The sequence below is a fragment of the Clavibacter sp. A6099 genome (assembly GCF_021919125.1).
In the GTDB taxonomy this organism is placed as follows: Bacteria; Actinomycetota; Actinomycetes; order Actinomycetales; family Microbacteriaceae; genus Clavibacter; species Clavibacter seminis.
On the sequence record NZ_CP083439.1, the window covers coordinates 184166 to 194196 of the forward strand.

Here is a 10031-nt window from a genome sequence, read left to right on the forward strand (position 1 = left end):
CTCCATCGCTCCCGGAGGTCCCATGAGATCACCCGCCCCTGCCCGCCGACGCGGTCGCGTCGCCCTGCTCGCCACCGCGGGCCTGGCATCGCTGGCCGCCCTGGCCGTCGCCGCACCGGCCCAGGCCTTCAACCGGGAGGGCCCGCACTGGCCCACCGCGAAGCTGACCGTGGACACGACCGCGGTCCCCGCTGGCACGTTCCACGACGCCCTCGCCGACGCGGCCGCCGAGTACACCGCGCGCACCCACGCGTCGGTCACCACGGAGGACACGACGGGCTCGCCGTGGAGCGCGCAGGTCATCGACGCCGGGGACGACGGCTACGAGGGCTACTCGACGTGGAGATACGAAGGGGGCGACCTCACCTACACGGCGTCCATGCACCTCAACACCGAGTACCTCGACGACTCGATGCCGACCACGCGCCTGAAGGTCGTGTGGGAGCACGAGACGGGCCACGTGCTCGGCCTCGCGCACGTCCCCGGCATCGACCACGTCATGTACTACCGGGCATCCGACGCGTACGACGACGGCGTGGACGGCCTCACCGACGACGAGGTCGCCGGGATCGACTCCCTCTACTGATGGGCACGCACATGAGCACGAGCACGACCGCACCGACGATCCGCCTCGCCGCCCTCGCCCTGGGGGCCGGCGTGCTCCTGCTGGCCGGCTGCACGGCGGCGCCGACGGACGCCTCCCCGGCCGCTCCCGCGGACGACGCCTCGACGACGGCGCCGATGGATCCCGGCATGGACATGCCGATGGAGGCGGGGCCGGGGTCGCACACCCACGGATCCCGCCACACCCTCTACGGCTCGCTCGCCGCGCTCGCGGACGACAGCATCGACATCGTCACGGGCGCCGTCGTCGCGCAGCGCGAGGTGGCGGACCTCGGGCCGAGCGCCCCGGCCACGGTCTCGACGGTGCGGGTCACGTCGGTCGCGAAGACCGCGCGCGGCGTCACGGTCGGCGACGAGATCGAGGTGCGGCAGATCGGCACGGCCGCGGAGCCGGGCCCGGCGGCGATGCTCGCGAGCGGATCCGCGTACCTCCTCTACCTGCGGCCCTCGCGACTGCCCGGCGACGCGGCGTCCCAGTCGTTCGTCACGGGCGGCTCCGCCGGCATCTTCGCGGCCCCGGACGCGGGCGTGCAGGCGGACGGCGCCACGGGGTCGTCGGCGACGTTCGCGCGGATCGACCACGAGCAGGGCGACGTCCTGCCCGAGCGCGTCGCCGCGGATCACGCGCTCGGCTGAGCGGGACCGGGTCCCGGTGCCGGTCCCGTGCCGTCGCGGCGGCGCCCGGGCGCTCCCGTACCCTGGAGCGGACGACCGGGAGGCGGACGGGTGCAGGCACGGCAGGAGCGGACGCTGCGCGCCGCGCTGTCCGCATCCGTCTGCACGCTCGTCACGGCGACGCTGCACGCGGCGGCCGGCGGCGGGATCCCGCATCCGCTCGTCCTCGCGCTCGCCCTCGTGCTCGGCGTCGCGCTGTGCTTCGGGCTCGGCGGTCGCCGGGTGACGCTCGCGCACCTCGTGCTCGCGATCGGCGCGACCCAGGGCGTGCTGCACGCGGCGTTCACGTTCGGCGGATCCGCGATCGGGTCCGTCCCCGGATCCGGCATGGACATGGGCGGCGCGGCCTCCGCTGCCGCGTCCGCGTCCGTCGGGCACTCCCACGCGCACGCCGCGGCCGACGCCGCGCGCGCCCTCGCCGGGTCCTCCGCGATGGCCGGGATGCCCGCCGAGCACGACGGCGCCATGCTGCTCGCCCACGTGATCGCCGGCCTGGTCAGCGTCTGCTCGCTCCGCGCCGGCGCCGACGCGCTCCGCCGGGTCGTGCGCGCACTCGCCCTGCGGGTCGGTGGCGCGCTCACCGGAGCCCTCGGCGCGCTCGTCGGAGCGGCGGTCGCGCTGGCCGCCGCGCTCGCCGAGCCGGCCACCGCACCCCGGCCGCGCCGGCTCGAGATCGACCTCCGTCCCGCGCGCCCGGTCGCGCTCCTCGCCGTGCGGATCCAGGGCCGCCGCGGTCCGCCGCTCGGCGCGCTCGCCGCCTGATCCGCGCCCGCCGCCGCTCCCTCGGAGCCCGGGCGCGGTCCCGCGCCGTCGCGCCGACCCGCCCATCCCGCATGCCGCGCACCCCGCGGCCGCGGGTGTCCGTCGTCGTGCCGCCGCGCGCCTCCCGCACGCCCGGATCCCGCACGGACACCCGTGCCTCCACCGAAGGACAGCCATGCCCTCCCGCACCACCACCGCCACGCGCCGCATCCTCGCGGGCGCCGCCGTCGGCCTCGCGCTCGCCCTGTCGGCGCCGCTCGCCGCGTCCGCGCACGTCGAGCTCGACGCCTCGTCCACCGCCCCCGCCACGCTCAGCGTCCTGACCTTCGCGGTCGGCCACGGCTGCGAGGGATCCGCCACCACGTCGCTCGCGATCCGCTTCCCCGCGGACGTGCAGGCCGTGAAGCCGACCCTCGCGCCCGGCTGGTCGGTCGCCGAGCAGGAGGCGGCCGACGGCACGACCGTCACCTACACGGCAGACACCCCGCTGCCCGACGCCCTGCGCGCCACCGTGCAGGTCGAGGCGCTGCTCCCCGTCGACGGCGCGGCCGGCGACGTCGTGACGTTCCCGACGCTGCAGACCTGCGTCGCCGGATCCACCGACTGGGCCGAGGCGCCCGCCGCGGGCACCGAGCCCGACCACCCGGCACCGGCGATCACGCTCACCGACGCCGAGAGCGGCATGGCCGGCATGGGATCCTCGGCGACGGCCGCGGAGGCCCAGGCCGCCGCTCCCGCCGCCGCGCCGGTCGACCCGGTCGCCCGCCTCCTCGGCCTCGGCGCCCTCGTGGTGGGCGTCGTCGCCGTGATGCTCCTCACCATCGGCATGCGCCGCCCGCAGCAGGGCGGCCGTCGATGACCGCCGTGGACGACCGCGCGGACGCCGCCGGCCCCGCCGCCACGCCCGAGGTCGGCCCGCCCGTCGCGACCCCCGCGGTCACCCGCCCGCAGCGCGGCTGGTTCATCCCGCTGCTGCTGCGCCTCCACTTCCTGGCGGGGATCCTCGTCGGCCCGTTCATCCTCACCGCGGCCCTGAGCGGCGCGGCCTACGCGCTCGCGCCGACCGCCGAGCAGGTCGTCTACGCCCACGAGCTGCACGCGCCCGCGACGGGATCCACCGTGCCGCTCGCCCAGCAGGTCGAGGCCGCGGAGGCCGTGGTCGGCGGATCCGGCACGCTCGTCGCCGTCCGCCCCGCCCCCGCGTCGGGCGACACGACGCGCGTCATGTTCACGGGCGAGGGCCTCATCCCGAGCCAGACGCGCGCGATCTTCGTCGACCCGGCCGACGCGTCCATCCGCGGCGACCTCCCCGTCTACGGCACGAGCGGCGCCCTGCCGCTGCGCACGGCGATCAGCGACTTCCACCGCCGGCTCGGGCTCGGCGATGCCGGCCGGATCTACAGCGAGCTCGCCGCGAGCTGGCTCGGCATCGTGACGCTCGCGGGCCTCGGCCTGTGGGTCGCGCGCTGGCGCCGGTCGCCGCGGAAGCGCGACCTCGTGCGGCCGGACGCGCGGGCCACCGGCTACCGGCGGATCCTCTCCTGGCACGCGTCGACGGGCGTGTGGCTGGTCGCGGGCGCGCTGTTCCTGTCCGCCACGGGCATCACGTGGTCGCAGTTCGGCGGGCAGAACGTGACCGACCTGCGCGCCGCCCTCAGCTGGCAGACGCCGGCCCTCGCGACAGCGCTCCCGGGCGCGGGTGCCGGCGCGGTCTCCGCGGCGGATCCGCACGCCGGCCACCACGCGTCCGCCGCGCCCTCGACGACGCCCGCCGTGGATCCCGCGACCTTCGACGAGGTCCTCCGGGTCGCGCAGGGCGTCAACGTGAACACGGGCCTGGTGGAGATCAAGCCGCCCGCGGATGCCGGCCAGGCGTGGACCGTGAGCGAGATCCAGCGCAGCTTCCCGACCGAGGTCGACCAGGTGTCCGTCGACGGCAGCACGCTCCAGGTCGTGGGCCGCACCGACTTCGCCGACTACCCGCTGCCCGCGAAGCTCGCGCGCTGGGGGATCGACACGCACCAGGGATCCATGTTCGGGCTGCCGAACCAGCTGCTCCTCGCGGTGACCGCGCTCGGCATCGCCGCGATGGTCGTCTTCGGCTACCTGATGTGGTGGAAGCGCCGGCCGGGTGTCGCACGCCCCGGCCGAGCGGCTCCTGCGGGCGCGCTCGTGCGGGCGCCGTGGTGGGGGATCGCGGTGGTCGTCGCGGTCGGCGTCGGCGTGGGGCTGTTCCTGCCGCTCGTCGGGATCCCGCTGGTCGGCTTCGTGCTGCTCGACGCGCTGATCACCGCGGCGCGCGTGCACCGGGCGGGCGCCCCCGCCTGATCCGGCCCGTCCACCCGTGCCGGCCCGTGGAGGCCCGGTCGCCCGCGACTCAGCGGGCGGCCGGCGCCGGCCCGGTCGACGCGGCCACGTGCAGGAGGCACGGCAGCAGCGCGTGCGGCAGCTCCGTGGACGTGCCGTCGAGCCGCGCGAGCAGCATCTCGACGGCGAGGCGGCCGAGCTCCGGGCCGGGCGCGTCCATGGTGCTGAGGGCGGGCTCGACGAGCGCGCCCACCTCGGTGGACGACGCGAGCGACAGGATCGAGATGTCGTCAGGCACGCGCCGCCCCGCCGCGTCGAGCCCCGAGATCAGGCCGCGCGCCGCCTGGTCGTTGAGGAGCATGACCGCCGTGATCCCCGGATCCGCCGCCAGCAGCTCGCCCGCCGCCGCGCGTCCGCCCACCGGCGTCGGCGCGCACCGGACCACGTGGCCGCCGAGCCCGCGCGCCGCCGTCTCGCGGAGGAACGCCGACTCGGTGCGCGTGGTCGGCCCGTACCCGCGGAGCGGCCCGCCCTCGAGGTCCTCCACCATGAGCCCGAACCGGCGGTGGCCGAGGCCCTGCAGGTGGTCGAGGCCGTCGGCGACCGTGCGCTCGAAGTCCATGTCGACGAACGGCAGGTCGTGCGTGTCCGCCGTGCGGCCGATGGAGACGAACGGCACGTCGAGCGCGGCCAGCTCGCTGATGCGCGAGTCGTCCATGCGCACCTCCATCACGATGACGCCGTCGACGAGACGGCCGCTCACCAGGTCGGACACGTCGTCGGGCGACGTGCCCGTGGGCCAGAGCACGAGGTGGTACCCGAGCTCGGATGCGCGCGTGGCGGCGCTCATGAAGATCTCGAGGGCGATGCGGCTGAGGCGCTGCACGTCTGCGGGGAACAGCAGCGCGACGATCCGGGTGCGCTTGCTCGCGAGCGCGCGGGCCACGACGTTGTTGCGGTATCCGAGCTCCCGCATCGCCTCGGTGACGGCGCGGCGCGTGGGCTCGGAGACGGCCTTGGTGCCGTTGACGACGAAGGAGACCGTGGCGATCGAGACCCCCGCGCGCGCGGCGACCTCTCGCATGGTCGGGATGGCGGCTCCTCGCGGTCGGGCGGCGCCGGGCGGGGCAGCGGCCGGGCGCGTGCTCAGCGTATAGCGGAGGCCGCGGCGCGGTGCGGGTCGGTGGGGGAGCGCCGGCGCGAGACGAGGATGAGCGCGCCCGTGATCGCGCAGACGGCGAGCGTGAGGCCGACCACGTACGCGGCGACCGTGCCGTACCCGCCGGGCGACGAGTCCGGGTTGAGGAACCCGTACGGGTAATAGGTGGCGGTGCGGAAGACCTCGTCGCCGGTGAACGGGCCGCGGACGAGCGTGACGAGGATCCACGCGAGGGGGAACGCGATGACGCGGCCGATGGCGCCCGCGCGGAGCGGCCGGCGGTCGGGCGCGAGGATCCAGTCGAGCAGCACGATCAGCGGCACGGCGACGTGCACGATCTGGTCGGCCCAGTCGAGCTTCAGGGGCTCCGGCTGGGGCTGGCCGCGCAGCAGCAGGTTCCAGACGATGCCCGTGATGACGAGGTACACCGTGGACGCGAGGCGCAGCGTGACCCAGCCGACCCCCGGATCCGCCAGGCGGCCCCGCGCGAGCCGCACGCCGCCGACGGCCAGCACGACCGCGCCGAGCAGGTTCGCGTCGACGGTGAAGAACAGGGCGAAGTCGAGCGACTTGCCGGCGATGCCCGGGATGCCGAGGTCCTGCCAGTAGGCGTAGTTCACGTGGTACTGGGCGATGACGCCGATGACGGCGGCGATCGCGGTGGCGATGCGGACGACGGAGAAGAGGATGCGCACGGATGAGGTTCCCACGATCTCGCCCTCGCCGACGCCGGACGCCCCCGGCCGGGCGGTCGGGTCGCTCACGCCGGGGTCGATCCGCGTCGGGCGCCGGCCACGCGACGGCAGGCCTCCTCGACGCCGCGGGCGTGCGCGGCGGGGGCGACCTCGGCCGCGAGCTGGCGGGCCTCGCGGGCGGGCCCGTCGAGCAGGCGCCGGTCCGCGGCCAGCCGGAGGATCGACGCGGCCAGCCCCTCCGCGTCCGTGTCGTCGGCGAGCAGCACCGCCCCGCCGAACTCCGCGGCGAGGACGGGATCGCTGACGAGCGCCGGGCGTCCCTCCGCGAAGGCCTCCATGGCGATCATCGGCTGGTTGTCGAAGCCGAGCGACGTGATCACGGCCGCGTGCGCCCCGCGGAGGAGCGCGGTCACCGTGGCGGTCGACACGCGGCCGTGCGCCGTGACGCCGGGCGGGACGGCGCCGCGCGGCCGGCCTCCGGCGAGGTCGAGGTGCACGGCGTCCGGCCCGGACAGCTCGGCGACCAGCGCCATCGCCTCGAGCATCACGTCGAGGCGCTTCTCGGGCGCGAACCGCGCCGCCCAGACGAGCCGCAGCGCGCCGCTCGCGGGGAGCTCGGCGGACGCCCCGCGCGCGGTGCAGCTCGTGTTCGAGAGCACCTCGACGGCGGGCAGGCCCGCACGGCGCAGCGCGACGGCCTGGTGGGCGGAGGGCGAGAGCACGAGGTCGGCCTCGCAGCAGACGGCCAGCGTCATGCCGCGGAGGGCGCTGTCGAGGCGGCGCGGGGCCAGCTGCACCCGCGGATCCGGCAGCCCGGTCATCGCGCGGTGGACGGCCGTGACGGCGGGTGCGAGGAACCCGCCCCAGGCCGGGCCGCGCATGAAGAAGGTGTGGACGGTGTGCATCGTCGGGATCCCCCGCTCGCGCCCGAGCCGCAGGGCGGTCGCCGCGAGCCCGTGCTCGGAGTGCGTGAGGACGAGGTCGGTGCCCGACCGGTCCATCAGCGCGCCGAGGTCCCGGCGGGTGGCGGCGTCGGCGCGGATCACCGGCAGGCCGAGGAGGCACACGGGCAGGGTGGGCGCGACGTCGTGCAGGGTGACGCCCGTTCCGTGCAGCTCGCGGACGGACGTCGCGTCGGGTGCCGCGACGGTGACCGCGTGGCCCGCGCGCGCGAGCGCGAGCGCCTGCTGGACGACGGCCGTCTGGGCCCCACCGAGGTAGGAGAAGGCGTAGTCCATCACGAGGAGGGGTCGGAGGGTGTTCATCGCGGCTGACGCTAACCGTCCGCGAGGAGAAGCGGCGGACGCCTGGGGAGACGCGGCCGATTCGGGATGATCCGCGCGCGCGGGCGACGGATCTGGTACTGCGGCGCGCGCCAGCACGCGCGCCAGCACGCGCGCCAGCACGCGCGCCAGCACGCGCGCCAGCACGCGCGCAAGCAAGCGCGCCAGCACGCGCGCCAGCGGGATCCCGCGCCGACCGGGGCGCGCGTCAGGCGGAGCGCGCCGCCTTCACGAACGCGACGACGGCGTTGGCGTGCCCGTGCCCGAGGCCGTGCTCGGCCTTCAGCCAGGCGACCACCGGCATGTGCGGCTCGACGTCGAGGCGCGCGTCGGCGAGGTCGATCCAGTGCTGGACCGGCTGCCCGTACGTCGTCTCGATGCTCGGGAAGTAGGAGGCGGGCCCCTTCGCCCTCTGCCCGTCGGGCGGCGGGGGCGGGGCGACGATGCCGTGCGGGCTCATGCTGCGACGGTACCTGCGGCGCCCGGTCGCGGCCAGGGCGGGTGTCCGCCCCGGCGCGCGACCCGACCCTGTCGGCCTTCACTAGGAAGTGCTACTATCCAGCTGTTCGTCCACCGCCTCATCCACCCCTCATCGATGGGAAACCGATGTCTCGCGACCTTGCAGAGCGACCGCCCCGCGGAGTGGTCCTCGCCGTCACCGCCGCCTCACTGCCGATGTTCATGGCAGCCCTCGACAGCCTCGTCATGACCTTCGCGCTGCCGATCATCAAGCAGGACCTCGACGCGACCGTCGAGCAGCTGCAGTGGTTCGTGAACTCGTACAGCGTGGTGTTCACCGCGTTCATGCTCCCCGTCGCCGCGCTCGGCGACCGGATCGGCCGCCGCCGGGTGTTCCTCGCCGGCGTCGCGCTGTTCACGCTCGCGTCCATGGGCGCGGCGCTCTCCACGAGCTCCGACATGCTCATCGCCATGCGCGCGCTGCAGGGCCTCGGGGCCGCGGGCATCGTCCCGCTCTCCCTCGCGCTCGTCTCCGCGTCCACCACGCCGAAGGCCAGGCCGATCGCGATCGGCGTGTGGGGCGGCGTCAACGGCCTCGGCATCGCGGCGGGGCCGATCATCGGCGGCGCCGTGGTGGAGGGCTTCACCTGGCCCGGCATCTTCTGGCTGAACGTGCCGATCGGCGTCGTGACCATCGCGCTCGTGGCGCTCGCGCTGCGGGAGTCGAAGGGAACCGGCCTCGGGTTCGACGGCGCCGGATCCGTCCTCGGCATCGTGTTCACCCTCCCGCTCATCTGGGCGGTCGTCGAGGGGGAGGAGCGCGGCTGGTCGGCGCCGGAGATCATCGGCGCGTTCGCCGTCTCGGCCGCGGGTCTCGCCGCCTTCATCTGGCACGAGCACCGGAGCCCGCGGGCGTTCCTGCCGCTGCGCTTCTTCCGGGAGCGGGCGTTCGCGCTCGCCAACGTGGGCGGCCTGCTCTTCAGCGCCGGCGTCTTCGGCGCGATCTTCCTGCTCAGCCAGTTCCTGCAGGTGTCGATGGGCTACGGCGCGCTCGAGGCCGGCCTCCGCGCGGCGCCGTGGACGCTCGCGCCCATGGTCGTCGCGCCGCTCAGCGGGTTCATCGTGCAGCGGTTCGGCGTGAAGCCCGTGCTCATCACGGGGCTGGCTCTGCAGGCGGGCGCGATCCTCGTCATCGCCTCCGTGGTGGAGGCGCAGACCGAGTACGGCACCGTCGTGATCCCGATGGTCGTCGCCGGCATCGGCATGGGGCTCACCCTCGCGCCGCTCGCCAACGCGGTGCTCATGGGGCGCCGGGACTCCGAGCACGGCATCGCGTCGAGCGTGAACAGCACGCTCCGCCAGCTCGGCATGGCCGTCGGCATCGCCCTGGCCACCGCGATCTTCGTCGGCAACGGCGACTACCTGCCCGGCCAGCCCTTCGTGGACGGGATGCGCCCCGCGCTCATCACGTGCGGGATCATCACGGGCGTGGGCGCCATCGCGATGTTCGCCCTGCCGCGCACCGCCAGGTCCGCGGCCGCACCGACCCCGAGCAGCACCGGAGGCGACGCCGTCGCCGATCCGGCCCGGCCCGCCCGCGCGGGCGCCACCGTGTGAAGGAGGAACGACCATGCCGATGATCCCCTGGACCTCCGGGCCCGCATCCCGCACCGCGTCCGCGTCCGGGTCCGCCTCCGCCGAGGTCGTGATCATGGCCTCGCGGTTCGAGCTGACGACCGTGCGCGCGGTGCCGGCGTTCTTCGTCCACTCCATCAGGGCGTGGCTCCAGGCGCGTCGCGCGGCGGGCAACGTCGGTGTCGCGCTCCAGGCCCTGCCGCTCAAGCGCGAGTTCTGGACGCTGTCCGCGTGGGAGTCGAAGGAGGCGATCTACGCCTACGCGCGCCAGGAGCAGCACGCCACGGCGCAGCGGAGCCAGACGGCGAGCATGAAGTCGAGCGTGTTCGTCTTCTGGGAGGCGCCGAAGGCGTCGCTCCCCGCCGAGTGGCCGGAGGCGCGCACGCGCGTGCACGCGAGGCTCGCGGAGCGGTAGCGCGCGACGGGCGCGGA

Annotated in this window: 11 protein-coding genes; 7 read left to right on the forward strand and 4 right to left on the reverse strand. The window is 75.5% G+C overall.

The features are described from left to right. The first annotated feature begins 22 nt into the window (after positions 1-22). The 5 genes from KYT88_RS00935 (at position 23) to KYT88_RS00955 (ending at position 4389) form a co-directional block, all read left to right on the forward strand. The gene (locus tag KYT88_RS00935) at positions 23-586 is read left to right on the forward strand and encodes a matrixin family metalloprotease (protein WP_043583014.1); all 564 of its coding nucleotides are present in this window, start codon (positions 23-25) and stop codon (positions 584-586) included. A gap of 11 nt (positions 587-597) precedes the next feature. Then, positions 598-1260, forward strand: coding sequence for a hypothetical protein (locus KYT88_RS00940; protein ID WP_147362431.1), 663 nt, complete (start codon positions 598-600; stop codon positions 1258-1260). A 90-nt stretch (positions 1261-1350) separates the two neighbouring features. After that, positions 1351-2061, forward strand: a complete 711-nt coding sequence (locus KYT88_RS00945) for a hypothetical protein (protein WP_237583725.1) — start codon at positions 1351-1353, stop codon at positions 2059-2061. A 175-nt stretch (positions 2062-2236) separates the two neighbouring features. Next, positions 2237-2920 carry a YcnI family protein gene (locus KYT88_RS00950; protein ID WP_043583016.1) on the forward strand — a complete coding sequence of 228 codons (684 nt, stop codon included), beginning with the start codon at positions 2237-2239 and terminating at the stop codon, positions 2918-2920. Beyond that, positions 2917-4389 carry a PepSY-associated TM helix domain-containing protein gene (locus KYT88_RS00955; protein ID WP_043583017.1) on the forward strand — a complete coding sequence of 491 codons (1473 nt, stop codon included), beginning with the start codon at positions 2917-2919 and terminating at the stop codon, positions 4387-4389. The genes KYT88_RS00950 and KYT88_RS00955 overlap by 4 nt, the downstream gene beginning before the upstream one ends. Before the next feature lie 49 nt (positions 4390-4438). Here KYT88_RS00955 and KYT88_RS00960 read toward each other — a convergent pair whose 3' ends face one another. The 4 genes from KYT88_RS00960 to KYT88_RS00975 form a co-directional block, all read right to left on the reverse strand. After that, positions 4439-5452, reverse strand: coding sequence for a LacI family DNA-binding transcriptional regulator (locus tag KYT88_RS00960; RefSeq protein ID WP_043583018.1), 1014 nt, complete (start codon positions 5450-5452; stop codon positions 4439-4441). Positions 5453-5514: 62 nt separating this feature from the next. After that, on the reverse strand, positions 5515-6291 hold the full coding sequence (locus KYT88_RS00965) for a Pr6Pr family membrane protein (protein WP_237583726.1): 777 nt from the start codon (positions 6289-6291) through the stop codon (positions 5515-5517). Continuing rightward, positions 6288-7487: a glycosyltransferase family 4 protein gene (locus tag KYT88_RS00970; RefSeq protein WP_043583028.1), complete on the reverse strand. Its 1200-nt coding sequence runs from the start codon at positions 7485-7487 to the stop codon at positions 6288-6290. Before KYT88_RS00970 ends, KYT88_RS00965 begins: the two co-directional genes overlap by 4 nt. Before the next feature lie 226 nt (positions 7488-7713). Next, positions 7714-7965, reverse strand: a complete 252-nt coding sequence (locus KYT88_RS00975) for a DUF4287 domain-containing protein (protein ID WP_043583032.1) — start codon at positions 7963-7965, stop codon at positions 7714-7716. A gap of 146 nt (positions 7966-8111) precedes the next feature. Between KYT88_RS00975 and KYT88_RS00980 the strand changes: the two genes are divergently transcribed. After that, entirely contained in the window at positions 8112-9581 is a 1470-nt protein-coding gene (locus KYT88_RS00980; protein WP_043583034.1) for an MFS transporter, read from the forward strand. A gap of 13 nt (positions 9582-9594) precedes the next feature. Continuing rightward, a complete protein-coding gene (locus KYT88_RS00985; RefSeq protein WP_043583035.1) occupies positions 9595-10014 on the forward strand; it encodes a hypothetical protein in 420 nt (139 codons plus the stop codon). Positions 10015-10031: the final 17 nt, after the last annotated feature.

Bases quoted from the DNA above. Each gene is read 5' to 3' on its own strand.
- KYT88_RS00935 (WP_043583014.1), top strand. From the start codon at position 23: ATGAGATCACCCGCCCCTGCCCGCCGACGCGGTCGCGTCGCCCTGCTC.
- KYT88_RS00940 (WP_147362431.1), top strand. From the start codon at position 598: ATGAGCACGAGCACGACCGCACCGACGATCCGCCTCGCCGCCCTCGCC.
- KYT88_RS00950 (WP_043583016.1), top strand. From the start codon at position 2,237: ATGCCCTCCCGCACCACCACCGCCACGCGCCGCATCCTCGCGGGCGCC.
- KYT88_RS00955 (WP_043583017.1), top strand. From the start codon at position 2,917: ATGACCGCCGTGGACGACCGCGCGGACGCCGCCGGCCCCGCCGCCACG.
- KYT88_RS00960 (WP_043583018.1), bottom strand. From the start codon at position 5,452: ATGCGAGAGGTCGCCGCGCGCGCGGGGGTCTCGATCGCCACGGTCTCC.
- KYT88_RS00970 (WP_043583028.1), bottom strand. From the start codon at position 7,487: ATGAACACCCTCCGACCCCTCCTCGTGATGGACTACGCCTTCTCCTAC.
- KYT88_RS00975 (WP_043583032.1), bottom strand. From the start codon at position 7,965: ATGAGCCCGCACGGCATCGTCGCCCCGCCCCCGCCGCCCGACGGGCAG.
- KYT88_RS00980 (WP_043583034.1), top strand. From the start codon at position 8,112: ATGTCTCGCGACCTTGCAGAGCGACCGCCCCGCGGAGTGGTCCTCGCC.
- KYT88_RS00985 (WP_043583035.1), top strand. From the start codon at position 9,595: ATGCCGATGATCCCCTGGACCTCCGGGCCCGCATCCCGCACCGCGTCC.